The organism is Allobosea sp. 117 (genome assembly GCF_000702305.1).
Classification (GTDB): Bacteria; Pseudomonadota; Alphaproteobacteria; order Rhizobiales; family Xanthobacteraceae; genus Ancylobacter.
Window position 1 is genome coordinate 240,340 of sequence record NZ_JNLC01000015.1, and the last position, 26,372, is coordinate 266,711.

At 67.2% G+C, this 26,372-nt stretch carries 22 protein-coding genes and 1 tRNA gene; 17 read left to right on the top strand and 6 right to left on the bottom strand.

The genetic code is table 11. The annotated features are described in order from the left end of the window. Positions 1–90: 90 nt before the first annotated feature. Positions 91–1,755 (bottom strand): choline dehydrogenase, encoded by a 1,665-nt coding sequence (locus U742_RS0116105; protein WP_029354833.1) that lies wholly within the window; start codon positions 1,753–1,755, stop codon positions 91–93. Positions 1,756–2,096: 341 nt separating this feature from the next. Between U742_RS0116105 and U742_RS0116110 the strand changes: the two genes are divergently transcribed. From U742_RS0116110 to U742_RS0116140, 7 genes are all read left to right on the top strand, one after another. Beyond that, the gene (locus tag U742_RS0116110) at positions 2,097–3,404 is read left to right on the top strand and encodes an ABC transporter substrate-binding protein (RefSeq protein WP_038361809.1); all 1,308 of its coding nucleotides are present in this window, start codon (positions 2,097–2,099) and stop codon (positions 3,402–3,404) included. Between the two features lie 168 nt (positions 3,405–3,572). Further along, the gene (locus U742_RS0116115; RefSeq protein WP_197028275.1) at positions 3,573–4,529 is read left to right on the top strand and encodes a carbohydrate ABC transporter permease; all 957 of its coding nucleotides are present in this window, start codon (positions 3,573–3,575) and stop codon (positions 4,527–4,529) included. Between the two features lie 11 nt (positions 4,530–4,540). Continuing rightward, on the top strand, positions 4,541–5,410 hold the full coding sequence (locus U742_RS0116120) for a carbohydrate ABC transporter permease (protein ID WP_051661242.1): 870 nt from the start codon (positions 4,541–4,543) through the stop codon (positions 5,408–5,410). Between the two features lie 12 nt (positions 5,411–5,422). After that, positions 5,423–6,499 (top strand): ABC transporter ATP-binding protein, encoded by a 1,077-nt coding sequence (locus tag U742_RS0116125; protein ID WP_029354841.1) that lies wholly within the window; start codon positions 5,423–5,425, stop codon positions 6,497–6,499. 53 nt (positions 6,500–6,552) lie between these two features. Continuing rightward, positions 6,553–8,004 carry an aldehyde dehydrogenase family protein gene (locus tag U742_RS0116130; RefSeq protein WP_029354844.1) on the top strand — a complete coding sequence of 484 codons (1,452 nt, stop codon included), beginning with the start codon at positions 6,553–6,555 and terminating at the stop codon, positions 8,002–8,004. Positions 8,005–8,063: 59 nt separating this feature from the next. Then, positions 8,064–8,975 (top strand): dihydrodipicolinate synthase family protein, encoded by a 912-nt coding sequence (locus U742_RS0116135; protein WP_029354845.1) that lies wholly within the window; start codon positions 8,064–8,066, stop codon positions 8,973–8,975. Positions 8,976–9,042: 67 nt separating this feature from the next. Further along, the gene (locus U742_RS0116140; protein WP_029354846.1) at positions 9,043–10,071 is read left to right on the top strand and encodes a proline racemase family protein; all 1,029 of its coding nucleotides are present in this window, start codon (positions 9,043–9,045) and stop codon (positions 10,069–10,071) included. 10 nt (positions 10,072–10,081) lie between these two features. Here the strand turns inward: U742_RS0116140 and U742_RS0116145 are convergent, their stop codons facing one another. Continuing rightward, complete coding sequence (locus U742_RS0116145) at positions 10,082–10,657, bottom strand: DUF1349 domain-containing protein (RefSeq protein ID WP_029354847.1); 576 nt, start codon at positions 10,655–10,657, stop codon at positions 10,082–10,084. Positions 10,658–10,954: 297 nt separating this feature from the next. Between U742_RS0116145 and U742_RS0116150 the strand changes: the two genes are divergently transcribed. The 3 genes from U742_RS0116150 to adhP all read left to right on the top strand — a co-directional run bounded on the left by U742_RS0116150 (position 10,955) and on the right by adhP (position 14,705). Beyond that, positions 10,955–11,920 (top strand): GAF domain-containing protein, encoded by a 966-nt coding sequence (locus U742_RS0116150; protein WP_029354848.1) that lies wholly within the window; start codon positions 10,955–10,957, stop codon positions 11,918–11,920. A gap of 140 nt (positions 11,921–12,060) precedes the next feature. Next, a complete protein-coding gene (gene adh, locus U742_RS0116155) occupies positions 12,061–13,578 on the top strand; it encodes an aldehyde dehydrogenase (RefSeq protein ID WP_029354849.1) in 1,518 nt (505 codons plus the stop codon). A 95-nt stretch (positions 13,579–13,673) separates the two neighbouring features. After that, positions 13,674–14,705 carry an alcohol dehydrogenase AdhP gene (adhP, locus tag U742_RS0116160; protein WP_029354850.1) on the top strand — a complete coding sequence of 344 codons (1,032 nt, stop codon included), beginning with the start codon at positions 13,674–13,676 and terminating at the stop codon, positions 14,703–14,705. Positions 14,706–14,762: 57 nt separating this feature from the next. Here adhP and U742_RS0116165 read toward each other — a convergent pair. Next, positions 14,763–14,849 (bottom strand) — tRNA-Leu (locus U742_RS0116165). A gap of 126 nt (positions 14,850–14,975) precedes the next feature. Between U742_RS0116165 and U742_RS0116170 the strand changes: the two genes are divergently transcribed. Next, complete coding sequence (locus tag U742_RS0116170) at positions 14,976–15,536, top strand: GNAT family N-acetyltransferase (RefSeq protein WP_051661270.1); 561 nt, start codon at positions 14,976–14,978, stop codon at positions 15,534–15,536. Here U742_RS0116170 and U742_RS0116175 read toward each other — a convergent pair. The 3 genes from U742_RS0116175 to acnA form a co-directional block, all read right to left on the bottom strand. Further along, positions 15,533–15,880 carry a DUF2794 domain-containing protein gene (locus tag U742_RS0116175; protein WP_051661271.1) on the bottom strand — a complete coding sequence of 116 codons (348 nt, stop codon included), beginning with the start codon at positions 15,878–15,880 and terminating at the stop codon, positions 15,533–15,535. The genes U742_RS0116170 and U742_RS0116175 overlap by 4 nt on opposite strands. A 451-nt stretch (positions 15,881–16,331) precedes the next feature. Beyond that, complete coding sequence (locus U742_RS0116180) at positions 16,332–17,165, bottom strand: DUF1223 domain-containing protein (protein WP_051661243.1); 834 nt, start codon at positions 17,163–17,165, stop codon at positions 16,332–16,334. Positions 17,166–17,341: 176 nt separating this feature from the next. Then, positions 17,342–20,026, bottom strand: a complete 2,685-nt coding sequence (acnA, locus tag U742_RS0116185; protein ID WP_029354857.1) for an aconitate hydratase AcnA — start codon at positions 20,024–20,026, stop codon at positions 17,342–17,344. A gap of 224 nt (positions 20,027–20,250) precedes the next feature. On the opposite strand from acnA, the gene ccmA reads away from it, so the two are divergent. The 6 genes from ccmA (at position 20,251) to atpD (ending at position 26,350) form a co-directional block, all read left to right on the top strand. Next, on the top strand, positions 20,251–20,913 hold the full coding sequence (gene ccmA, locus U742_RS0116190) for a heme ABC exporter ATP-binding protein CcmA (protein WP_029354859.1): 663 nt from the start codon (positions 20,251–20,253) through the stop codon (positions 20,911–20,913). Beyond that, positions 20,910–21,581 carry a heme exporter protein CcmB gene (gene ccmB / locus U742_RS0116195; protein WP_029354861.1) on the top strand — a complete coding sequence of 224 codons (672 nt, stop codon included), beginning with the start codon at positions 20,910–20,912 and terminating at the stop codon, positions 21,579–21,581. Before ccmA ends, ccmB begins: the two co-directional genes overlap by 4 nt. A 291-nt stretch (positions 21,582–21,872) precedes the next feature. Next, positions 21,873–22,427, top strand: a complete 555-nt coding sequence (locus U742_RS0116200) for a F0F1 ATP synthase subunit delta (RefSeq protein WP_029354863.1) — start codon at positions 21,873–21,875, stop codon at positions 22,425–22,427. Beyond that, on the top strand, positions 22,427–23,956 hold the full coding sequence (gene atpA, locus U742_RS0116205) for a F0F1 ATP synthase subunit alpha (RefSeq protein WP_029354865.1): 1,530 nt from the start codon (positions 22,427–22,429) through the stop codon (positions 23,954–23,956). Before U742_RS0116200 ends, atpA begins: the two co-directional genes overlap by 1 nt. A gap of 38 nt (positions 23,957–23,994) precedes the next feature. Next, positions 23,995–24,879 carry a F0F1 ATP synthase subunit gamma gene (locus tag U742_RS0116210; RefSeq protein ID WP_029354867.1) on the top strand — a complete coding sequence of 295 codons (885 nt, stop codon included), beginning with the start codon at positions 23,995–23,997 and terminating at the stop codon, positions 24,877–24,879. A 34-nt stretch (positions 24,880–24,913) separates the two neighbouring features. After that, positions 24,914–26,350: a F0F1 ATP synthase subunit beta gene (gene atpD / locus U742_RS0116215; RefSeq protein WP_029354869.1), complete on the top strand. Its 1,437-nt coding sequence runs from the start codon at positions 24,914–24,916 to the stop codon at positions 26,348–26,350. Positions 26,351–26,372 lie beyond the last annotated feature (22 nt).

The following is a 26,372-nucleotide window of genomic DNA, read 5'->3' on the forward strand; positions in this document are numbered from 1 at the left end:
TCGGGGACGTCAATCATTCGCGCGAGAATCGGTAACGGGCCGCCGCTTATCATATCGCGGCGGCCGGCTTCCACCATCGACGCCCGCCGATCAGGCGGCCTGAGCGGACGGGCGATGGAAAGGCGCCGCTTCGGGCGGCAGCGCGCGGCCGCGAATGTCGTCCGCGAGCTTCTCCGCCATCATGATCACCGGCGCGTTGAGGTTGCCGCTGACGATGTCGGGCATGATCGAGGCGTCGACCACGCGCAGGTTTTCGATGCCGTGCACCTTGCCATGGACGTCGACGACCGACATGTCGTCGGTGCCCATCCGCGCGCTGCAGCACGGGTGGTAGTTGGTCCCGGCCGTCTCTAGCAGGAAGTCGAGGATCTGCTCGTCCGTCCGGACCTGCGGACCCGGCGTGACCTCCTCGCCGCGGAACTCGTCCCAGGCCTGCTGGGCGATGATGCGCCGGGTTTCCTTCACCGCCGCCACCATCTGCTGCCGATCCTCCTCGGTCTTGAGGAAGTTGAACACGAATTTCGGGGCCCGGGCGGGATCGGCGCTGTCGATCCATACCCGTCCCGAGCTGGTCGGGCGCATCAGGCTCAGGAAGTACTGGAAGCCGTTCTTCAGATCGACGCTGCCATGCTGCAGCTCGCCGAGCATGGGCACGAACTCGTACTGGATGTTCGGGATCGCATAGGACGGGTCGGTGCGGATGAAGCCGCCGACCTCGAAGAAATTGGTCGCCCCGAGGCCCTTCTTGAAGAGCAGCCACTGCAGCCCGAGCTTGGCGCGGCCGAAAAGCTTCAGCGCCTTGGCCGCCGAGACGTCCTTGGTGGCGATGTACTGGACCGGCGCCGCGACGTGGTCCTTCAGCCCGGCCCCCACGCCCGGGATGTCGGCGACGACCGGAATGCCCAGCGTGGAGAGCTCGGCGGCCGGTCCGACGCCGGAGAGCAGCAGGAGCTGCGGCGAGTTCAGCGCGCCGGCCGCCAGGATCACCTCGCCCGCGACCTCGATGGCGATGTCACGCCCGTCCTGCCGCGCATGGACATGCGTCGCGGTGCGGCCGTCGAAGCCGATGCGGGTGACGAGGACGCCGGCGGCGACCGTCAGGTTGGGGCGCACCGGCCCCTCGTGCAGATAGGCGCGCGAGGTGTTCCAGCGCAGGCCGCGGCCGACATTGCGCTGCGTGATGTGCACGCCTTCCTGGCGATAGGCGTTGTGGTCCTCGACATATTCGTGCCCGGCCTGCACGCCGGCCTCCAGGAAGGCGCGGTAGAGCGGGTTCTTCGCCTCGCAGCGCTCGATACGCATCGGGCCGGTGGCGCCGCGGTACGTGTCGCCGCCGGACGCGAAGGTCTCGGCCTTCCTGAAATAGGGCAGCACATGCGCATAGCTCCATCCCGGCAGCCCGCGCGCCTCCCAGCCGTCATAGTCGGCCGGATTGCCGCGCACCCAGTTCATGCCGTTGATGGAGGACGAGCCGCCGAGCACGCGGCCGCGCGATTCATGCACGATCCGGTTCTTGAGATAGGGCTCCGGCTCGGAATTGTAGAACCAGTTGAAGCGGTCGTTCATCAGCGGGAAGCCGAGGGCCGCCGGCATCTTGATGTAGATGTGCTCGTCCGACGGACCCGCCTCGAGCAGCAGCACCCGGGACGAGGCGTCTTCCGCGAGACGTGCCGCGACCACGCTGCCGGCCGAGCCCGACCCCACGACCACATAGTCGTAGCGGCTCTTCTCGGGAAGTCGGGCCAGTCTGATCATCTCATTGCCTCGTCTCGGCTGGGTGGCGACAACGCCTAGAAGGCGTAACACGCGTCCACTTTACATGTAAATGTTTTCATTCCCTTTTCGGGCGCGCATTTCCAAGCCGCCGACACCGGCCACAAGCCGCAATCGTGATCATAATTCCTGTTATTTCATATACTTCATAAATATGCCCAGTGTCTGGGCACCGCCCGTTATGGTGCAGCGCAGCGGATGGGTATGCTTGACACTCCATTTTTTGGCCGCATAGTAGTAAACGTTTACATCTTCCAGAGCCAGACGGGCCGGCAGAACCCATAAGGCGTCGCACGCCGGGCATCGTCGAACGGAGAACACCAATGGCATCCGGTCCCTTCGCTTCTCCCGTGTCGCGCCGCCTTTTCCTGCAGGCCTCCGCTGCCATGGCGGCCATGTCCGCCGGCTTCAACGCCTCGAAGGCTTCGGCCGCCGACGTGCCCACGCTCAACGTGCTCAACAGCAACGTCGCGTGGTCGAACGCGCTGACCAACCAGGTCGCCGCCGCCTATAAGCCGGCTAAAATCGTCGGCGAATCCAACCCTTACGAGACGCACTACGAGAAGATGGTGATCGAGCTGAGCCAGGGCTCGGACACGTTCGACCTGGTCACCTCGGACAGCATCTGGATGCGCCAGCCGATTGTCAGCGGCTGGGCCAAGGCGCTGGACGACATCAAGGCGGCCAATCCGGACCTGCCGGCGATGGATGTCAGCGCGCTCGCCGAGGGCTCGCTCACCTATACCCAGCTCGACGGCAAGCGCTACGGCCTGCCGGTGGCGATGACGACCCCGGTCTTCGTCTATCGCAAGGACCTGTTCGAGAAGGCCGGCATCGACAAGGTGCCGACCACCTGGACCGAATATCTCGCCGCCGCCAAGAAGCTGCACAAGGACGGCGTCGCCGGCACCGTGCTGCTGCTCGGCGGCCAGGACGCGCTGATGTCCGGCGAATGGGGCGCCCGCATGCAGAGCATGGAGAAGCTCTCCAGCACCGAGGACGGCATTCTCGACGCCGACAACAAGCCGATCTTCAACAAGGACGGCAAGGGCGTGGCGGCGATCGAGCTGATCAAGGAGCTGCTGCCCTATACCCCGAAGGGCTCGCAGGGTTTCGACTATCCCGAGGGCTCCTCCGCCATGCAGCAGGGCGGCGCGGCGATGATGGTGACCTGGTCCGACGTCATCGTCGGCATCGAGGACGGCCCGCACAAGGGCAAGTTCGGCTACACCGTCGCCCCGGTGGTGAAGGAGCAGCAGCAGATGATCGGCGGCTGGTCGATCTTCATCAACTCCCACTCGCGCCAGTTGCCCGACGCCTATCGCTTCCTGCAGTGGATGGCGACCGGCAAGGCCTATGAGCTGTTCCGCGAGGCCGGCGAGTCCTCGATCTGCCTCAAGGCCGACATCGCCAATCCGGACATTACCAAGACCATTCCGATGGCGCAGGTGTTCAAGGATTTCGGGCCGCGCAAGACCGCCAGCATCCCGCTGCCGCTCTACCGCATCGCCAATGCCAACGAGGTTCAGCGCATCATCTTCGAGGAGCTGCAGGCCGGCATCACCGGCAGCAAGACGCCGGCCGCCGCCATGAAGGACGCCGAGGCGCGCACCGCCGCCGCGATCAAGTAGCCCGCGGGCCGAAGCATGCCCTGCGCCGCCTGAACCGGCGGCGCAGGCTTCCCGGGAAGGCGCTCCCGACCCGGCCGGTCGGCGGCAGGTTGGCGGCGCGCCCAGCTCGACGTGCGTGCCGCCGTGCCGGTCGCCTCGGAGCAAGACGCAATGGAGAAGGACGGCAACGTGTCCGACACGACCCTCTCATCCCCGCCGCTGGACCTGCGGGCCGCCGAGGCGGACCGGGCCCGCCGCGCCGGCGAGAAATATGTGCCGTGGGTTCTGCTCGCGCCGACGACGATCATCCTGACGCTCGTCGGCTTCTACCCGCTCGTCTATTCGCTCTATATCTCGACCACCGCCTACAAGCCGACGCAGGCGACCCGCTACCAGGGCTTCGTCGGGATCGACAATTATGCGGCGGGCATCGTCGACGGGCAGTTTCTCCACGCGCTCGGGCTGACCGCGCTGTTCACCCTCGCCAGCGTCGGCATCTCGCTGGTGCTCGCCATCGCGATGTCGATGCTGTTCTCGCAGCAGCGCCCCGGCTTCGTGCTCCTGCGCACCATCATCCTCATCCCGATGCTGATCACCCCGATCGCGGTCGGCATCGTCTGGCGCACCATGATGATGCCCGACCTCGGCGTGCTGAACTATCTGCTGCAGGCGGTCTCGCTGCCGCCGCTGCTGTGGACCGGCTCCTACGAGACCGCGCTGGCCTCGATGATCCTGGTCGACGTCTGGCAGTGGACGCCCTTCATGTTCATCATCATCTTCGCCGGCGTGAAGGCGCTGCCGACCAGCCCCTTCGAGGCGGCGGCGATCGACGGCGCCGGGCCGATGCGCACCTTCTTCTCGGTGACGCTGCCGATGCTGAAGCCGGTCATCGTCATCGCGACCCTGCTGCGCCTCATCGACGCGATGCGCACCTTCGACACCATCCATCTGATGACGCGCGGCGGCCCGAACTTCGCGACCGACGTGGTCAGCGTCTATCTCCAGCGCGTCAATTTCCGCTTCTTCGATCTCGGCTACGGCGCGGCGCTGTCGTGGATGACGCTGATCGTGATCCTGGTGACGGTGCTGATCTTCGTGAAGCTCACCGGCTTCATGAAGCTCGTCGCTCTCAAGGAAGACCGGTGAGGGAGGACACCATGGCCGCCACCGATTTCTCCTTCGCCGAGAACCGCCAGCCGCGGCATCCGGCCCGCCTCCTCAAGGCCGCTGCCGCCTATCTGGCCGCCCTGCTGGCAACCGCCTTCTTCGCCTTTCCGGTGTACTGGATGGTGGCCTCGGCGCTGAAGTCGGACGTCGACGTCGCCGCCTATCCGCCGCGCTGGAGCTTCGAGCCGACGCTGCAGAACTTCCACAAGCTGTTCAACGAGCTGGGCGCCTGGCAGGCGTTCCAGAACAGCCTGTTCATCGTCGGCATCGCCACCTGCCTCGCCATGATCTTCGGCACCATGGCGGCCTATGCGCTGGCGCGCTTCGACATCGGCGGCAAGAACGTGATGGCGTTCGAGATCCTGTCGGTGCGCATGCTGCCGCCGATCGTCAGCGTGATCCCGCTCTTCATCATCGCCCGCCAGCTCGGCCTGTTCGACACGCCCTGGCTGCTGATCGCGGTCTATGTGCTGAACGGCCTGCCCTTCGTGGTCTGGGTGATGCGCGTCTTCATCCAGGAGGTGCCGCAGTCGATCGAGGAGGCCGCTCTGATCGACGGCTGCAGCCGCTATGAATGCTTCTGGCGCATCACCCTGCCGCTGCTGCTGCCGGGCCTCGCGGCGACCATGGTCATCGTCTTCATGTTCGCCTGGAACGAGTATCTGCTCGCCAGCATCCTGACCTCGCGCGACGCCCGCACCCTGCCGGTCATCGCGGCGAGCGCGATCCAGCCCAAGGCCATCTCCTGGGGCCTGTCCTCCGCCGCCGGCGTGATCATGTCGCTGCCGGTCGTCGTCCTCGTCCTTCTCATGCAGCGCTATCTGGTGCGCGGGCTGACGCTCGGCGCCGTCAAAGGCTGAACGGAGAGAACCATGAGCGTCGAGATCAACCGCGTCAGCAAGCGCTTCGGGGCCCTCACCGTGGTCGACGGCGTCTCCGTCGACATCAGGGACGGCGAGTTCTTCGTCATGCTCGGCTCGTCCGGCTGCGGCAAGACCACCACCCTGCGCATGGTCGCCGGGCTGGAGATGCCGAGCGCCGGCTCCATCCGCATCAAGGGCCGCGACGTCACCTATGCCGAGCCGCGCAACCGCGACATCGCCATGGCGTTCCAGGATTACGGCCTCTATCCGCACATGACGGTGGAGCAGAACATCGAGTTCCCCCTGAAGGTGCGCAAGGTCGCCGAGGGTGAGCGCAAGGCCAAGGTGCGCGACATCGCCGAGCGCCTCGGCATCGCCGAGTTCCTCGCGCGGCGCCCGATGCAGCTCTCCGGCGGCCAGCGTCAGCGCGTCTCGCTGGCCCGCGCGCTGGTGCGCAACCCGCATGTCTTCCTGATGGACGAACCGCTGTCGAACCTCGACGCCAAGCTGCGCGCCACTATGCGGGCGGAGATCAAGCAGCTCGTCTCCCGGCTCGGCATCACCACCATCTATGTGACGCACGACCAGATCGAGGCGATGGCGATGGCCGACCGCATCGCCGTGATGTCGAACGGGCGCATGGTGCAGATCGGCTCGCCGCTCGAGGTCTATGACCGGCCGAAGACCAAGTTCGTCGCCGGCTTCATGGGCGCCCCGCCGATGAACCTGTTCCGCGGCGCCAATGTGAACGGCCGCGTCACCGCCACGATCCAGCCCTTCGCCGACGGGCTGAGCGACGACGACCGGGCGAGTGCCGCGGCGCTCGGCGGAGCCGAGTTCCATGTCGGCATCCGGCCCGAGCACCTGGTGCTCGGCGCCACCGGCATGCCGGGCGTCGTGAACGCGCAGGTCGCCTTCGTCGAGCCGCTCGGCGCCAACACCAACGTCTATCTCACCGTCGGCGAGCTCTCCTTCGTCGCCAATGTCGAGCGCACCTCACACAAGGCCGGCGACGTCGTGGAGGTGGCCGCCCGCCCCGGCCACCTGCGCCTCGTCACCGGCGACGAGGTGGTGCCGGCAGCCTGACCCGAGGCGACGGCTCCCCGTGATCTGCAACAGTTGAAGCCGGGAATTGCAACATGGTTCGCACTTATTACCACTGGATCGACGGCAGCCAGACCGAGGCCGCGGGCGATCTCATCGACCGCAACGGCCCCGCGGATGGCCGGCTGCTGGCGCGCTATGCGGCCGGCACGGCGGCGGATGTCGACCGTGCCGTCGCCACCGCCCGCGCCGCCTTCGAGAGCGGCGTGTGGTCGAATATGCCGGCCTCCGAGCGCGCCGGCGTGCTCAACGCCTGGGCCGACCTGCTGGCGAAAGACGTCGAGCGGCTGGCGGTGATCGAGGCCGAGGAGGTCGGCAAGCCGATCCTGCAGGCGCGCGGCGAGGTGAACTGGAGCATCGAGCTGCTGCGCTATGCGGCGGCGCTGGCCTGGCAGCTCTCCGGCCAGGCTTTCACCCATCTCGGCCCGGAAAAGCTCGGGCTGGTGACGCGCGAGCCGCGCGGCGTCATCGGCATGATCGTACCGTGGAACTTCCCGATCGTGACGCTGTTCCAGAAGCTACCCTTCGCCCTGGCGGCGGGCTGCGCGGCGGTGGTCAAGCCGTCCGAGCTGACCTCCGGCACCGCATTGGAGACGGCGAAGCTGGCGAGCGCCGCGGGCGTGCCGGACGGCATCATCAACATCGTCACCGGCACCGGGCCGGTCGTCGGCGAGGCGCTCGCCACCCATGCCGGCGTCGACATGCTGTCTTTCACCGGCTCGACGGCGGTCGGCAAGCGCATCGCCCGCAACGCGGCCGACGGCATCAAGCGCGTCGCGCTGGAGCTCGGCGGCAAGTCGGCCAACATCGTCTTCGCCGATGCCGATCTCGACAAGGCGATCGAGGGCGTCATCACCGGCTTCATCCTCAACCAGGGCGAGGAATGCTGCGCCGGCTCGCGGCTGCTGGTCGAGGAGAGCATCGCCGAGAGCTTTACGGCCCGCCTCGTCGAGCGGCTGAAGAGCGTCCGCCTCGGCCTGCCGCTGGACGAGGCCAGCGACATCGGCGCGCTGATCCATGAGGGCCATCTCGAGCGCGTGCTCGGCTTCATCGAGACCGGCAGGAAGGAAGGCGCGGTCTGCGTCGCCGGCGGCGCCCGCGCCACTGCGGGCGGGCTCGACAAGGGCTTCTTCGTCGAGCCGACCATCTTCGCCGGCGTCACCCCCGACATGACCATCTACCGGCAGGAGATCTTCGGCCCGGTGCTGAGCGTCATTCCGTTCCGCACCGTCGATGAGGCGGTGAGCATCGCCAACGACACCCATTACGGCCTCGCCAATGGCCTGTGGACGAGCAATGTCGACAAGGCGCTCGGCGTCTCGCGGCGGCTGCGCAGCGGCACGGTTTATGTGAACACTTACCTTGAGACGGCGCCGCAGATGCCCTTCGGCGGCTTCAAGGAAAGCGGCTATGGCCGGGAGAACGGGCTCGACGGCCTGCACGAATATACAGAGGTCAAATCCACCTTCATGCGGCTGGCGGTCTAGCGCCTCAAAGACCCCCAACCCGCAATCCACATAGCATCAGTTTTCAAGGAACGACGACCATGACGCGCTGGACCGGAGTATTCCCCGCGGTAACCACCAAGCTGAAGAAGGACGAGAGCGTCGATCTCGCCGCCACGCAGGCGAGCATCGACCGCCTGATCGACAATGGCGTGTCGGGGGTGATCGTGCTGCCGATGCTGGGCGAGAACGCCTCGCTCACGGCCGCCGAGCGCGAATCCGTCATCCTGGCGGCGAAGGAAGTGGTGGCCGGCCGCGTGCCGCTGCTCTCCGGCCTCGCCCATGTCGGCACGGCGGACGCCGTCGCCTCGGCGCGGCATTACGAGCAGCTCGGCGCCGAAGGGCTGATGGCCTTCCCGTCCATCGCCTATAAGAGCGACCCGCGCGAGACGGTTCAATGGTACCGCACGCTCGGCACCAGCTGTGGCCTGCCGATCATGATCTACAACAACCCGATCGCTTACGGCGTCGACGTCACCCCGGCGATCCTGAACGCGCTCGCCGACGTGCCGAGCATCGTCTGCGTGAAGGAGGAGACCGGCGACATCCGCCGTGTCACCGACATCTATAACGAGTGCGGCGACCGCTTCTCGGTGTTCTGCGGCGTCGACGACCTGCTGCTGGAGAGCGTGGCGCTCGGCGTCACCGGCTGGGTGTCGGGCATGACCAATGCCTGGACCGCCGAATGCGTCGAGCTGTTCAACCTGTGCAAGGCCGGCCGCTTCGAGGAGGCGCGCTCGCTGTACCGGGTGCTGACGCCGGCCTTCCACCTCGATACCGACGTGAAGCTGGTGCAATACATCAAGCTCGCCGAAAGCATTGTCTATGGCGCGCCGGAATGGGTGCGCGCGCCGCGCCTGCCGCTGATCGGCGAGGAGCGCACCCGCGTGCTCTCCATCCTGGAGGCCACCGTCGACGCTCTCACCGCCCGCCAGAAAAAGTCCGCCGCCTGAGGCTGGCTCGCCCGGACCCGCGCAGGCCGCTGCGCGGGTCTGTCATGGCTCAAGGAACCGATCGACCATGCGACTTCAGAACATTATCACCGTCGTCGGCGCGCATGCCGAGGGCGAGGTGGGGCGCGTCATCACCGGCGGCGTGCTGCCGCCGCGCGGCGCCACCATGTTCGAACGCATGGTCAATATGGAGCAGGACATCGACGGCGTGCGCCGCATGCTGCTGTTCGACCCGCGCGGCAGCGTCAACACCGCCGTCAACCTCGTCACCCCACCGATCCGGCCCGAGGCACAGATCGGTATGATCGTAATGGAGTCGGACTATTACGTGCCGATGTCCGGCTCCAACCTGATCTGCACCGTCACCGTGGCGTTGGAGACCGGCATGGTGCCGATGACCGGCGACACCACCCGCGTGGTGGTCGACACCCCCGCCGGCCTCGTCGAGGTGCTCGCCGACACGCGCGGGGGACGCTGCAACCGCATCGCCTTCCGCAACGTGCCGGCCTTCGTGATGCATCGCGACGCGACCGTCGACGTGCCCGGCCTCGGCGTCATCGGCGCCGACGTCTCCTATGGCGGCATGATCTATGTGATCGTCGATGCGCAGGCGCTCGGCCTGACGCTCACCCGCGGTGAGGCGCGCACGCTGGTTGAGCTGGGCGAGCGCATCAAGGCGGCGGCAGCGGTGCAACTGCCCTCGGTCCACCCGGAAAACCCCGGCATCCACACTATCAACCAGACGCTGTTCGCCGGCCCGCTGCGGCGCGAGAACGGACAGCTCCGTTCCAAGAACGCCGTGGTGGTCTCGCCGGGCCGCATCGACCGCTGCCCGTGCGGCACCGGCACCTCGGCGCGGCTCGCGCTGCTCCATGCGAGGGGCGACCTCGCGACCGGCGAGACGCTCTATCACGAGTCGATCCTCGACACCGTCTTCGAGAGCCGGGTCGTCTCGGAAGCCAGGGCGGGTGACGTGCCGGCGGTGATACCCGAGGTCGCCGGCCGCGCCTGGCTCACCGGCGTCTCGCACTATGGCGTCGACCCCGAGGACCCGTTCCCGGAAGGCTACCGGCTGAACGACACCTGGTTCGGCTGATCGTCCTACATCAGTCGTGCAACTCCCGCGCGATGGGCGGACCGAGCCTGAAATCGCGGAACGTCACCTTGAAGCCCTGCCGCTCCGGCGAGCAGCACATCAGGCCGATGGCGACGGACGCCGTGGGCGGGAAATAGGCCAGCCGCGCCGGCTTCCAGCGCCCGTTGGTGACGTCGAGATATTGAACGCGGATCGCCTCGTGATGCTTCGTCACGCGGATGCGGACGCCGTCCGGCGAGGTGGGAACCGGAGTCAGCGCCCAGTCCGACGTATCGTTGGTCACCACGGTCGAGAAATACGCCTCTCCGTCGGTATATTCGATACCCGCCTTGATCCAGTGGGATTCGCTCAACCGAACCATCAGCCCGGCCTGATCGTAGAGCGCCTCGTACTGCCCCTGGACGGTCACCTCCGCCGTGAAATCCCCGCTGGCCTCGGTGAACAGGAAATGACCGCTGTCGCGCCAGAAGCCGTAGAAGGTCTCGCGCCAGAAATCGGTCCGGTCGCCCGTCTCGACATGCACGGCGTCACCCTCGAAGGCATGGCTGGCCGGCGGGTTGAGCCAGGTGAAGTCCTGCAGGCGCATAGTGGTCTCCGTCGAGCTGATATCCGCCCGCGACCAGCGTCACCGAATCCTCGGGAGGGAATGCCCCCAAATTGCTCGGCGCCAGCGCCGCATACAATGGCTCGCGTTGAGACAGCGGCCCCTTTTTGCCGGGCCCGGCGTTCGCCGGAACGAATCGGCGCGGCCGCCGGGCCGGCCCTCTCCGAATTGCCGGTTGACAGAGGCCCTCATCGCGGCACCACATAGCGGCTAATCGCGTCGTCGTCCCGGCCCTGGCCGGCAGAATGCGAAAACTGGAGCGAAACGCAGGGGTCGGCGATGCCAAGGTCCGGCGATGCCCATCACGCTGACAAGGTCTATTCCGCCTTGCGCGACAAGGCCGGCGCCGCGCATTCCGCGGTGGTGGCCTCATGGTCGCGCTCGCTGGTCAATTACGGGCTCGATCCCGACCGGACCCAGCTACCGCTGCGCCTGACCGAGGCCGAGCTTGCCGCCGCGCGCGAGAAGGTAGAGCCGCTGGTCCGTCAGTCCGAGACCGCGCTCGACCACCTGTTCCAGATGGTGGGCGAAGCCGGCTGTTGCGTGCTGCTCACCGACCGCGAGGGAGTACCGCTGATGCGGCGCGGCATGGCCGGCGACGAAGCGGATTTCCGCCGGCTCGGGCTGTGGACCGGCATGGTCTGGAGCGAGGCCTGCACCGGCACCAACGGGGTGGGCACCGCGCTCGCCGAGGAGCGGGCGCTGACCATCCATCGCGACCAGCATTTCCTGACCCGCAACATCGGGCTGAGCTGCTCGGTGGCGCCGATCTGGGATGCTCAGGGCCGCCTTGCCGGCGCGCTCGACGTCTCGACCTGCCGGTCCGATCTGACCCCGGCCATGCTGAAGCTCATCGCGGCGGCAACCGTGGACGCCGCGCAGCGGATCGAGGCGAGCCATTTCCGCGCCGCCTTCAGCCATGCTCGCATCGTCGTCGCCGACGCCGGGCGCGGCCCGGCTCTGCTAGCGGTCGATCGCGAGGACCTCGTCATCGGCGCCAATCGCGCGGCGCGGCTCGCCTATGACCTCACCGACCAGCGGCTCGCCTCCGGCTGCCCGACCGACGATCTGCTCGGGCGCAGCGAAGGCCGGATCGAGGACCTCTCGGCCGGCGAGCGCGGGGTGGTTCAACGGGCGCTGGCCCGCGCGCAGGGGAACGTCTCGGCCGCGGCCCGCACCCTCGGCATCAGCCGCGCCACCCTGCACCGTAAGCTCGCGCGGCTCGGCATTTCCCGCCTGCACTGAGCCTCCGCATTTTTGCCCTGCCACCTGTCGCACTCCTGCGACAGGTCGTCGGCGCAAAAGGTGCGCCCGGCGCTGACACCGGCCATCGCGCGGTCGATCCTCCCGGCAACTCGCAATGACGAGGGCTCAAGGAGGAAAGCATGAACAAGCCTGAATTCGTCCGCTCATCGACCGCGCCCTTCAAGACGCGCTACGGCAATTTCATCGGCGGCAAATGGGTCGAGCCCGTCGCCGGCCGCTATTTCGAAAACACCTCGCCGGTCAACGGCCAGCTCCTGTGCGAAGTGGCGCGCTCCGACGCCGCCGACATCGACGCCGCGCTCGACGCCGCCCACAAGGCCAAGGGCGCCTGGGGCCGAACCTCGGCAGCCGAGCGGGCGCTGATCCTCAACCGCATCGCGCAGGTGATGGAAGACAATCTCGACCTGCTCGCCAAGGCCGAGACCTGGGACAACGGCAAGCCGATCCGCGAGACGACGGCGGCGGACCTGCCGCTCGCCATCGACCATTTCCGCTATTTCGCCGGCGCCATCCGTGCGCAGGAAGGCGGCATCTCCGAGATCGACCACGACACGGTCGCCTACCATTTCCATGAGCCGCTCGGGGTGGTCGGCCAGATCATTCCGTGGAACTTCCCGCTGCTGATGGCGGTGTGGAAGCTGGCCCCGGCGCTGGCGGCGGGCAATTGCGTGGTGCTGAAGCCGGCCGAGCAGACTCCGGCCTCGATCCTCGTGCTCGCCGAGCTGATCGGCGACCTCCTGCCGCCCGGCGTGCTCAACATCGTCAACGGCTTCGGGCTCGAGGCCGGCAAGCCGCTGGCCTCGTCGAACCGCATCGCCAAGATCGCCTTCACCGGCGAGACGACGACGGGCCGGCTGATCATGCAGTACGCCAGCCAGAACCTCATCCCCGTGACGCTGGAACTGGGCGGCAAGTCCCCGAACATCTTCTTCAAGGACGTCACCGCCGAGGACGACGATTATCTCGACAAGGCGATCGAGGGCTTCGTCATGTTCGCGCTGAACCAGGGCGAGGTCTGCACCTGCCCGAGCCGCGCGCTGATCCACGAGAGCATCTACGACCGCTTCATCGAGAAGGCGCTGAAGCGCGTCGCGGCGATCAAGCAGGGCGACCCGCTCGACCCGGCGACGATGATCGGCGCCCAGGCCTCGAACGACCAGCTCGAGAAGATCCTGTCCTACATCGACATCGGCAAGCAGGAAGGGGCCCAGGTTCTGACCGGCGGCGAGCGCAATGTCCTGCCGGGCGATCTGGCCGGCGGCTATTACGTCAAGCCGACCGTGTTCAAGGGCACCAACAAGATGCGCATCTTCCAGGAGGAGATCTTCGGGCCGGTCGTCTCGGTGACGACCTTCAAGGACGATGAGGAAGCCCTGTCGATCGCCAACGACACGCTCTACGGCCTCGGTGCCGGCGTGTGGACCCGCGACGGCAATCGCGCCTACCGGTTCGGCCGCGCCATCGAGGCGGGCCGGGTGTGGACCAACTGCTACCACGCCTATCCCGCGCATGCGGCCTTCGGCGGCTACAAGCACTCGGGCATCGGGCGCGAGAACCACAAGATGATGCTCGACCACTACCAGCAGACCAAGAACCTGCTGGTCAGTTATTCTCCCAAGGCGCTCGGCTTCTTCTGAGGGGCTACGATCCCGCCTGAGAGATCGGATGATCCGGACCGGGAGCGGCCGCGCCGCTCCCGGTCTTCCTGCGATCAGGAGGGTGAGGGACTGTCATGGCGAAGACGATGAAGGCCGCGGTGGTACGGGCGTTCGGCCAGCCTCTGACGATCGACGAGGTCCCTGTCCCCGAGCCCGGCCCCGGCATGATCCAGGTCGCGATCCAGGCTTCCGGCGTCTGCCACACCGACCTTCACGCGGCCGAAGGCGACTGGCCGGTGAAGCCCAATCCGCCCTTCATCCCCGGTCACGAGGGGGTCGGCTTCGTCTCCGCGGTCGGCGCCGGCGTGACGCATGTGAAGGAAGGCGACCGGGTCGGCGTGCCATGGCTCTACACCGCCTGCGGCCATTGCCGGCACTGTCTCGGCGGCTGGGAGACCCTGTGCGAGAGCCAGCAGAACACCGGCTATTCGGTGAATGGCGGCTTCGCCGACTATGTGGTCGCCGATCCCAACTATGTCGGCCATCTGCCGGCCAATATCGGCTTCGTCGAGATCGCCCCGGTGCTATGCGCCGGCGTCACCGTCTATAAGGGCCTCAAGGTCACCGACACCCGGCCGGGCGACTGGGTCGCGATCTCCGGCATCGGTGGCCTCGGCCACATGGCCGTGCAATACGCCAAGGCGATGGGGCTCAATGTGGCCGCCGTTGATGTCGACGATGCCAAGCTCGACCTCGCCCGCAAGCTCGGCGCCACCGTCACCGTGAATGCGCTGCACGAGGATCCCGGCACGGTGATCCGCCGCGAGACCGGCGGCGGGGCACAGGGCGTGCTGGTCACCGCGGTGAGCCCCAAGGCGTTCGAGCAGGCCATAGGCATGGTGGCGCGGGGCGGCACCGTCTCGCTCAACGGCCTGCCGCCCGGCAGCTTCCCGCTGGACATCTTCGGCATGGTGCTGAACGGCATCACCGTGCGCGGCTCGATTGTCGGCACCCGGCTGGACCTGCAGGAGGCGCTCGACTTCGCCGCGCAGGGCAAGGTCCACGCGACCGTCGCCACCGCAAGGCTCGACGACATCAATGACGTCTTCGACCGAATGCACAAGGGCCAGATCGAGGGCCGCATCGTTCTCGACATGGCGGCCTGACGGGTCGGAGATCGGCAGCGGAGCCGGATGGCTGGCCTGCGTTTGAGGCCGCCGGATTGGTGCGGGTGGTCGGACTCGAACCGACACTCTGTCACCAGAAACGGATTTTGAGTCCGTCGCGTCTACCAGTTCCGCCACACCCGCGCATGTCGCGCACCAAAGGCGCGTAGCGCGGCGGACTATAGCGGCGCCGCCGGGCGGGGCAAGCCGCGATATCCGCATCCGACACCATGCTTTATGCGCAGGCGACCGATCGGCTATATCGGGCACATGACCGACGCACCTGTTCACCCCGCCCGCACCGTATCGCCGGGCTTCGTCATCCGCGAGGCAACCGCCGGCGACGTCGCCGCGATCACCGCGATCTACGAGGAGGCGGTGCGAAACGGCACGGCCTCCTTCGAGATCGAGCCGCCTACCGCCGACGAGATGGCGGGCCGCTTCGCGCGGCTGGCGGAGGCAGGCTTTCCCTATCTGGTCGCCGATACCGGCTCGGGCATCGCCGGCTATGCCTATGCCGGCCCCTACCGGCCGCGCCCCGCCTATCGCTGGTCGGTAGAGAACTCGGTCTATGTGGCGCCGTCGGCGCAGGGCATGGGGGTGGGCCGGGCGTTGCTCGCGGCCCTGATCGCCGAGAGCGCGCGGCGCGGCTTCCGCCAGATGATCGCGGTGATCGGCGACAGCGCCAATGCCGCCTCGATCGGCCTGCACTCCGCGCTGGGATTCCGCATGGTCGGCACGTTCGAATCCGTCGGCAACAAGCACGGGCGCTGGCTCGACACCGTGCTGATGCAATTGCCGCTCGGCGAGGGCGCGGACAGCGCGCCCTAATTCACCACCCGCAGCGGCTTGTCGAGCACGGACAGCACCCGCACGAGATCGGGGCCGCGCTTGAGGATGAGGCCGGTCTGCGAGACCACCGAATAGGCGCCCTGGCGCCGCGCCAGGCGCGGATTCTTCTCGATCCGGTAGATCGGCACCTCGGTGGAGCGGCGGAAGATCGAGAAGATCGCGCAGTCGCGGGTGAAGTCGATGGCGTAGTCGCGCCATTCGCCGAGGGCGACCATGCGGCCGTAAAGATCAAGGATCCTGTCGAGTTCGCGCCGGTCGAAGGTGACGCTGGCCGGACTGTCGGCCGGTCGCTCGCCGCGTCCGGCGACGACCGGAAAGCCTATGGGATCGATGTCCGCCACACGGCGCCTCCCTGCTCCGGGGCGATTCGGATCGCCGCCCCGTCATCCGGCCGTCATGATCCTCCTGCGCGGTGCCGGCTTCAAGCACCCTGGCTGACTTATCGCATCGGCAAGCCATCGCGCGCGAACCACGCTCCTCGAGGCGCCCCCGCGAATCCGCGGAATCACGCTCTCGTCAAAGGAATTCACAGACTCGCCCGAATTCAGCCCTCACGGCGCCAATGCGAGGGGTCAGACTTTCACCATTAGCGTTGGGCCGGTCCGCAGAAGCGTCCTGGTTTCCCAGCCCCCCAGCCCCCCGGGGCGTGGAACGGGCCGGCCTATCGTTCCGCGTAGGTTCAATCCCCCGATTATTCTTGCAGGGCCGGTTCTACCGGCCCTCTTTTTTTGCCGGTCACCGACCGTCGTCAGGCGCTGCCGCGGCGGTCAAGCTTCACGGAAGCGGCTGCAGCGTGGCGCCGATGATGCTGCCGGGAGCGGCCTGCGTACCGGCCTGCACGAGCACTGCCACCGCATCGATGCCGTCGCCGCGAATGTCATCGAGCGAGACCTCGAAGGTCGCTGCGCCCCCGGTCCATTCGCCGGCCTTGATCCAGCGCCGGACGACATTGTGATAGGTCATGGTCGCGCCCTCATTCTCGCCGCGACCGATCTTCACCGTCGTCTCGCTGGCGAGCGGGCAGAGCCAGATCTCGCCGGTGCCGGCGCCGGGGCCCACCTCGATCACCAGCCTGCCGTCCCTGGCCCGTGCGGTGACCGGTGCGCTCATTGCGCCGGCGGTGTCGATCGCCCCTTCGAGCGATGCCTTGTCGCTGCCGATCGTCATGGCCTTGCCGCTGATCACCGTCTGCGGCGTGAACATCTTCCCGTCGCCGCGCAGGCGCGCATAGGCCTTCTGCCGCAGCGAATGGCCGTGCTTGGCGAGGGTGTCCTTCCAGCCGAGATAGTCCCAGTAGTCGACCGCAAGGGTCAGCGCGAGGACGTCGTCGCGCTGCGCCAGCTCGCCAATGAGCTTGTCGGCCGGCGGGCAGGAGGAGCAGCCCTGGCTGGTGAAGAGCTCGACGACAGCCTTGGGCGAGGCAATGGCCCGCGGGGCGGATTTCGGCGCGTCGGGGGTCGGCGGGCTCTCGGCGAGAGCCGGCAGGGAGGCGCAGATCAGCACCCCGAGCACAAGCCACCCGCAGGCGAGAAGCGTGAGCGCCGGACCATGCTCCGGCACAACATGGCGCTGTCGGCCGGGCAGCCCGGCGGAAGGCGAAATCGACATCCGTGAGCGCATCCCCTCGATGAGGCTGGGGCTAGGCAATAAGGCCCGGAGACGGGCCGTACCAGTCACATTCGGGTGTCGCATCGCACGGAAAGGTGAAGCGCACCAGCTCCACCCACGCACATGAAAAGGGCGCCGTGCGACATGCGCCGGCGCCCCTCTGGTCTGCCCTGCCATTAGGCCGCGAGATTGCGCAGCACGTATTGCAGGATGCCGCCGTTGCGGAAGTAGTCGAGCTCGTCCAGCGTGTCGATCCGGCAGGTGAGCGGCACGTTCTTCACGCTGCCGTCGCCATAGACGATCTCGGCGGTCAGCGTCTGTCGCGGCTTCAGGTCGCCCTCGATGCCGCGGATGGTGACCGTCTCGTCGCCCTTGATGCCGAGCGACTGCCAGGACTCCTCGCCCTGGAAGGTCAGCGGCACCACGCCCATGCCGACGAGGTTCGAGCGATGGATGCGCTCGAAGCTCTGGGCGATGACCGCGCGGATGCCGAGCAGGCGCGTACCCTTGGCCGCCCAGTCGCGCGAGGAGCCGGTGCCGTATTCCTTGCCGGCGAAGACGACCGTCGGCACGCCTTCCTGCTTGTAGAGCATGGCGGCGTCGTAGAACGGCATCTCGGTGCCGTCCGGCCAGTGGCGGGTCAGCCCGCCTTCCTTGCCGCCCAGCATCTGGTTCTTGATGCGGATATTGGCGAAGGTGCCGCGCATCATGACCTCATGATTGCCGCGGCGGGTGCCGTACTGGTTGAAGTCCTGCGGGCGGACCTGATGGTCGCGCAGATATTCGCCCGCCGGGCTCGCCTGCTTGATCGAACCCGCCGGCGAGATGTGGTCGGTGGTGATCGAATCGAGGAACAGGCCGATCACCCGCGCCGCGAGAATATCGGTGACCGGCTCCGGCTCGGCCGACATGCCGAGGAAATAGGGCGGGTTCTGCACATAGGTCGAGCGGTCGTCCCAGGTGTAGGTCTCGCCCTTCGGCACCGCGATCTTCTGCCAGTTGGCGTCGCCCTTGAAGACGTCCGCATACTTCTCCTGGAACATCTTCTTGGTGACGTTCTCGCGGATGAAGGTCTGGATCTCCTGGTTCGACGGCCAGATGTCGGAGAGATAGACCGGCTTGCCGTCCTGATCGGTGCCGAGCGGCTCGGTGGTCAGGTCGATCTGCAGCGAGCCGGCGATGGCATAGGCGACCACGAGCGGCGGCGAGGCGAGATAGTTCGCCTTCACGTCCGGGTTCACGCGGCCTTCGAAGTTGCGGTTGCCGGAGATCACCGCGCCGGCGACGAGGTCGTTCTTGTTGATCGCCTCGGAGATGTCCTCCGGCAGCGGGCCGGAATTGCCGATGCAGGTGGTGCAGCCGAAGCCGACGAGATTGAAGCCGAGCGCGTCGAGGTCGTCCTGCAGGCCGGCGGAGTCGAGATACCCCTCGACCACCTGCGAGCCGGGCGCCAGCGAGGTCTTCACCCAGGGCTTGGACTTCAGGCCCTTGGCCACCGCGTTGCGGGCGAGCAGGCCCGCGGCGATCAGCACGCTCGGGTTCGAGGTGTTGGTGCAGGAGGTGATGGCGGCGATGGTGACGTCGCCATGGCCGAGGTCGAAGTCGGAATTGGCGACCGGCACGCGCCTGCCCGCCTCGCCCGGCTTCTTGAACTCGCCTTCCAGCGCGGCGAGGAAGCCGGCCTTGGTGTCGGCCAGCAGCACGCGGTCCTGCGGGCGCTTCGGGCCGGCCAGCGAGGGCAGCACCGTGCCGATGTCGAGTTCGAGGATATCGGTGAATACCGGATCGGCGGTGGCTTCGTCGCGCCACATGCCCTGCGCTTTCGAATAGGCCTCGACGAGGGCGATGCGGTCGTCCTTGCGACCGGTCTCGTCGAGATAGGCAATAGTCTCGGAATCGACCGGGAAGAAGCCGCAGGTGGCGCCGTATTCCGGCGCCATGTTGCCGATGGTGGCACGATCGGCGAGCGACAGGTGCTCGAGGCCGGGGCCGAAGAACTCGACGAACTTGCCGACCACGCCCTTCTTGCGGAGCATCTGGGTGACGGTCAGCACGAGGTCGGTGGCGGTGATGCCTTCCTTCAGCTTGCCGGTCAGCTTGAAGCCGATCACTTCGGGAATCAGCATCGATACCGGCTGGCCGAGCATGGCCGCCTCAGCCTCGATGCCGCCGACGCCCCAGCCGAGCACGCCGAGGCCGTTCACCATGGTGGTGTGGCTGTCGGTGCCGACACAGGTGTCGGGATAGGCGACCGTGGTGCCGTCCTCATCCTTCGTCCAGACGGTCTGGGCGAGATATTCGAGGTTCACCTGGTGGCAGATGCCGGTGCCGGGCGGCACCACGCGGAAATTGTCGAAAGCCGACTGGCCCCACTTCAGGAAGCGGTAGCGTTCCTGATTCTGCTTGTATTCCTCGTCGACGTTCTTCCCGAAGGCCGCGTTGTCGCCGAAGAAGTTCACGATCACCGAATGATCGATGACGAGGTCGACGGGCACCAGCGGGTTGATCCGCTTGGGATCGCCGCCGAGATGCACCATGGCGTCGCGCATGGCGGCGAGGTCGACCACCGCCGGCACGCCGGTGAAGTCCTGCATCAGCACGCGGGCGGGACGGTAGGCGATTTCCTTCTCCGCCTTGCCGCGATTGACCAGCCAGTCCTTGATGGAGACGACGTCTTCCTTGCTGACCGAGCGACCGTCCTCGAAACGGAGCAGGTTCTCGAGCAGCACCTTCATCGAGAAGGGCAAGGCGGAGATGCCGGAAAGACCGTTCTTCTCGGCATCGGGAAGGCTGTAATAGGTGTAGGTCTTCGATCCGACGGTGAGGGTTTTGCGGCTTTTGAAGCTGTCGAGCGACGTCACGGCGGGCGGGTCCCCGATTGTTGGTAGGGCTCTCGGCACTCACCCGGGGGCTTGGACACGGAACGGCGGAGCGCGCTATAGCTCCGGCGCGGGCCCTGCCCTTGGGCGAGCGTCGTTTCGATTTCTATATAGAGCTATTTCAAATGACGATCATAGAGGCTTGATGCGGCGCGCTCGTGAATTGTGCGCCGCATCCGGCGGTAGCGGGTGCGGGAACCGGCCTCATGCGCCTTGTCGCTGAAGGCCTTGGCTGCACGCGCGGGGCGCGTCGCCTGTTCGACGGGCTCGGCTTCACGCTCGAAGCCGGGCGCGCGCTGATCGTCACGGGGCCCAACGGGTCCGGAAAATCCTCGCTGCTGCGTATTCTCGCCGGCCTCGTCTCCGCGGATGCGGGCACGATCCGGCTCGAGTTCGAACCAGACGATCTCGCCACGGCGCGGGATGCCGAGGCCTCGCGCGCCGAGCTGACCCATTATCTCGGTCATCTCGACGCCCAGAAGGCCGCACTGACGGTGGCCGAGAATCTCGCCTTCTGGCGCCGCATGCTCGGTCACCCGGCGGCTCGGCCGGACGACGCGCTGGAGCGGGTCGGCCTCGGCCCGCTCGCCCGCCTGCCGGTCGCGGTGCTCTCGGCCGGCCAGAAGCGGCGCCTCTCGCTCGCTCGCCTGCTCGTCGCCGATCGCCCTCTCTGGCTGCTGGACGAGCCGACCGCCGCGCTCGACGTCGCCGGCCAGGAGCTGGTCGGCACGCTCGCCCGCGCGCATCTGGACAAGGGCGGCCTGATCGTCGCCGCGACCCACGCGCCGCTCGATTTCGGCCCCGCCGACGCGCTGCGGATCGGACCGGCCGCCGTGCCGCCCGCCGCCCAGCCGGCGGTGTCGGCATGACCGCCGCCTTTCTCGCCCTTCTGGGACGCGACCTGCGGCTTGCCCTCCGCGCCGGGGGCGGAGCGGGTCTCGGCGTGGTGTTCTTCCTCGCCGTGGTGGTGGTCACACCCTTCGCGATCGGGCCCGACCTCGCCTTGCTGGCGCGGATCGGCCCCGCGATCCTGTGGATCGGCGCGCTGCTCGCCTCCCTCATCGGTCTCGACCGCCTGTTCGCCGCCGACGCCGAGGACGGTTCGCTCGACCTCATGTACATGGTCGAGCTGCCGCTCGAGCTGATCGCTGCCGCCAAGGGGCTGGCGCACTGGATCGCCACCGGCCTGCCGCTGGTCGTCGCCGCACCGCTGCTCTCGCTGCTGCTCAACCTGCAGGCGGAGGCGATCGGCGCGCTCACGCTGACGCTGCTCGTCGGAACGCCGGCCATCACCTTCCTGGGCCTGATCGGCGCGGCTTTCGCCAGCGCCTTCCGGCGCGGCGGCCTGCTGGTCGCCGTGCTGGTGATGCCGCTGACCATTCCCGTGCTGATCTTCGCCGTGGCGGCCACCGGCGCGGCGGTGACGGGGCCGGTACCGTTCGGCACGCCGTTCCTCGTGCTGGTCGGCCTCAGTCTCGCCGCACTGGTCATGGGGCCGGTGGCGGCGGCGGCGGCCCTGCGCGCGACGCGCTCCTGAGCTGGAGCGCGCCCGGTGCAGCAATGCGCCGCAGGGGCCGCAAAGCCTTGATGCGCCGCCATCTCCGGCGCTGCGCGGGCGCATGAAGCCGCTACGTCATTTGGCCCCCCATCTGGCTCACTTCATCGTGTTGCAGCATGGGGGAAGCCGTGTTAGGGAACCGCCGACCGTCGGGGGCGGGGGCTTTTCGAGCATTTCCCCGGCCCGGTCGGGTTCCTTCGTAAATTTCGGGGCTGGAACCCGCGTCGCTCTCGCGACGCTCTCGCCCTGAACAAGCCCGAGAGAGGCACGGTGGCCGAGACGTTCGTATCCGGGGTGGCAGGACGCTACGCGACGGCGCTTTTCGAGCTCGCCCGCGAGAGCAACTCCATCGACACGGTGAAGGCCGAGCTCGACAGGTTCGACGCCCTGCTCGCCGAGAGCGACGATCTCAAGCGGCTGGTGCGCAGCCCGGTGTTCTCCGCCGAGGAGCAGGAGAAGGCGGTCGCCGCCATTCTCGACAAGGCGGGCATCGGCGGCATTGCCGGCAACTTCGTCAAGACGGTCGCCGCCAATCGCCGTCTCTTCATCATCGAGTCGGCGATCCGCGCCTTTGTCGCGCTCGTCGCCGCCCACAAGGGCGAGGTGGTGGCCGATGTCGCCGTGGCGCATCCGCTCTCCGATGCCCACGCCGCGACGCTGAAGCAGTCGCTCGACGCGATGACCGGCAAGGACGTCCAGCTTGCCGTGACCGTCGATCCCTCCCTGCTCGGCGGGCTGAAGGTGAAGATCGGCTCGCGCGTCGTCGACGCCTCGCTCAAGACCAAGCTCAATTCGATCCGCTACGCGATGAAAGAGGTTCGCTGATGGATATCCGCGCCGCAGAAATTTCCGCGATCCTCAAGGAACAGATCAAGAATTTCGGCCAGGAGGCCGAGGTCTCCGAGGTCGGTCAGGTTCTGTCCGTCGGTGACGGCATTGCCCGTGTCTACGGGCTCGACAACGTCCAGGCGGGCGAGATGGTCGAGTTCGAGAACGGCACGCGCGGCATGGCGCTGAACCTCGAAATCGACAATGTCGGCGTCGTCATCTTCGGCTCCGACCGCGAGATCAAGGAAGGCCAGAGCGTCAAGCGCACCGGCGCGATCGTGGACGTGCCGGTTGGCAAGGGCCTGCTCGGCCGCGTCGTCGACGCCCTCGGCAACCCGATCGACGGCCGTGGCCCGATCGAGGCCACCGAGCGCCGCCGCGTCGACGTCAAGGCGCCGGGCATCATCCCGCGCAAGTCGGTGCACGAGCCGATGCAGACCGGCCTCAAGGCCATCGACGCGCTGATCCCGGTCGGCCGCGGCCAGCGCGAGCTGATCATCGGCGACCGTCAGACCGGCAAGACCGCGATCGCGCTCGACACCATCCTGAACCAGAAGCCGATCAACCAGGGCACCGACGAGAAGGCCAAGCTCTACTGCGTCTATGTCGCGGTGGGCCAGAAGCGCTCGACCGTCGCACAGTTCGTGAAGGTGCTGGAGGAGCAGGGCGCGCTCGACTACTCCATCGTGGTCGCCGCCACTGCCTCGGACGCCGCGCCGATGCAGTTCCTGGCGCCGTTCGCCGGCACCGCCATGGGCGAGTTCTTCCGCGACAACGGCATGCATGCGCTGATCATCCACGACGACCTGTCCAAGCAGGCCGTGGCCTATCGCCAGATGTCGCTGCTGCTCCGCCGCCCGCCGGGCCGCGAGGCCTATCCGGGCGACGTGTTCTATCTCCACTCGCGTCTGCTCGAGCGGGCCGCGAAGCTGAACGACGAGAACGGCGCCGGCTCGCTGACCGCCCTGCCGGTCATCGAGACCCAGGCCAACGACGTGTCGGCCTACATCCCGACCAACGTGATCTCGATCACCGACGGCCAGATCTTCCTCGAGTCCGATCTGTTCTTCCAGGGCATCCGCCCGGCGGTGAACGTCGGCCTCTCGGTGTCGCGCGTCGGCTCCTCGGCACAGATCAAGGCGATGAAGCAGGTCGCCGGTAAGATCAAGGGCGAGCTCGCCCAGTATCGCGAGCTGGCCGCCTTCGCCCAGTTTGGCTCGGACCTCGACGCCTCGACGCAGAAGCTGCTTAACCGCGGCGCCCGCCTCACCGAACTCCTGAAGCAGTCGCAGTTCTCGCCGCTGAAGGTCGAGGAGCAGGTGGTGGTGATCTTCGCCGGCACCAACGGCTATCTGGACGCCATGCCGGTGAGCAAGGTGCGCGAGTTCGAGAACGGCCTGCTGCTGTTCCTGCGCACCAATCACGCCGACATCCTCGACACCATCCGCACCTCCAAGGAGCTCTCCAAGGAGACCACGCAGAAGCTCGTGACGGCGCTCGACGCCTTCGCGAAGACCTTCGGCTGAGCCGGGCGACCGGACAGCCAAGCGGGAGTCGAGGGTAGATGGCCAGCCTCAAGGATCTGCGCAACCGCATCGCTTCGGTGAAGGCGACGCAGAAGATCACCAAGGCGATGCAGATGGTCGCCGCGGCGAAGCTGCGTCGCGCGCAGATGGCCGCCGAGGCAGCGCGCCCCTATGCGCAGCGCATGGAGACGGTGCTCTCCAATATCGCCAAGGCGGTGTCCGGCGGGCCGGACGCGCCTGTCCTGCTGACCGGCACCGGCAAGGACAACGTGCACCTGCTGCTTGTGCTGACCGCCGAGCGCGGCCTGTGCGGCGCCTTCAATTCCTCGATCGTCCGCCTCACCCGCGAGCGCGCCTATGCGCTGATGGCGCAGGGCAAGACGGTCAAGATCTTCTGCGTCGGGCGCAAGGGCTACGAGCCTCTGCGCCGGCTGTTCGAGAAGCAGATCGTCGAGTTGGTCGAGCTGCGCTCGAACAAGGGCGTCACCTTCGCCGACGCGCAGGCCATCGCCGACAAGATCATGGCGATGTTCAGCGCCGGCGAGTTCGACGTCGCGACCCAGTTCTACAGCCGCTTCCACTCGGTGATCTCGCAGGTTCCGACGGCCCAGCAGATCATCCCGGCCACCTTCCCCGAGGAACAGGTGGCGGCGAACGACGGCGCGGCGGCGGTCTATGACTACGAGCCGGGCGAGGCCGAGATTCTCACCGACCTGCTGCCGCGCAACCTCGCGGTGCAGATCTTCAAGGCGCTGCTCGAGAACGGCGCGTCCGAACAGGGCGCGCGCATGAGCGCGATGGACAACGCGACCCGCAACGCCGGTGACATGATCAAAAAGCAGACGCTGGTCTACAACCGCACACGTCAGGCCCAGATCACCAAAGAACTGATCGAAATCATTTCCGGCGCCGAAGCGCTCTGACGGCAGCGCGGTCAAGGACAAAGGACGCATGAAAATGGCGAACACGGACGGACGCATCACCCAGGTCATCGGAGCCGTCGTCGACGTTCAGTTCGACGACCACCTGCCGGCGATTCTGAACGCCCTGGAGGCCACCAACCAGGGCAATCGCCTTGTACTGGAAGTGGCCCAGCATCTCGGCGAGAACACCGTGCGCGCCATCGCCATGGACTCCACCGAGGGTCTGGTCCGCGGTCAGCCGGTCTCTGACACCGGCGCGCCGATCATGGTGCCGGTGGGCGACGCTACGCTCGGGCGCATCATGAACGTCATCGGCGAGCCGGTGGACGAGCTGGGTCCGGTGGTCGGCGAAATGAAGCGCGCCATCCACCAGGACGCCCCCTCCTATGCCGACCAGTCGACCGAGGCCGAGATCCTCGTCACCGGCATCAAGGTGGTGGACCTGCTGGCCCCCTATTCCAAGGGCGGCAAGATCGGCCTGTTCGGCGGCGCCGGCGTCGGCAAGACCGTGCTCATCATGGAGCTCATCAACAACATCGCGAAGGCGCACGGCGGCTACTCCGTGTTCGCCGGCGTCGGTGAGCGCACCCGCGAGGGCAACGACCTCTATCACGAGATGATCGAGTCGAAGGTGAACGTCGACCCGCACGAGAACAACGGCTCAGCCGCCGGTTCGAAGTGCGCGCTCGTCTACGGCCAGATGAACGAGCCGCCGGGCGCCCGTGCCCGCGTCGCGCTGACCGGTCTCACCGTTGCCGAGCATTTCCGCGACCAGGGCCAGGACGTGCTGTTCTTCGTCGACAACATCTTCCGCTTCACCCAGGCGGGTTCGGAAGTGTCGGCGCTGCTCGGCCGCATCCCCTCGGCGGTGGGCTACCAGCCGACCCTCGCCACCGACATGGGCGCGCTGCAGGAGCGCATCACCACCACCACCAAGGGCTCGATCACCTCGGTGCAGGCCATTTACGTGCCGGCCGACGACCTGACCGACCCGGCGCCGGCCGCCTCCTTCGCACATCTCGACGCCACCACCGTGCTGTCGCGCTCGATCGCCGAGAAGGGTATCTACCCGGCGGTGGACCCGCTCGATTCGACCTCGCGCATCCTCTCGCCGCTGATCATCGGCGAGGAGCACTATCAGGTGGCGCGCCAGGTGCAGCAGACGCTGCAGCGCTACAAGTCGCTGCAGGACATCATCGCGATCCTGGGCATGGACGAGCTCTCGGAAGAGGACAAGCTCACCGTCGCCCGCGCCCGCAAGATCGAGCGCTTCCTGTCGCAGCCCTTCCACGTCGCCGAAGTCTTCACCGGTTCGCCGGGCAAGCTCGTCGACCTTCAGGACACCATCAAGGGCTTCAAGGGGCTCGTCGAAGGCAAGTACGACCACCTGCCGGAGCAGGCCTTCTACATGGTCGGCACCATCGACGAGGCGATCGAGAAGGGCAAGAAGCTGGCTGCCGAGGCCGCGTGACGCGACCTGCGGCGCTCGCCTG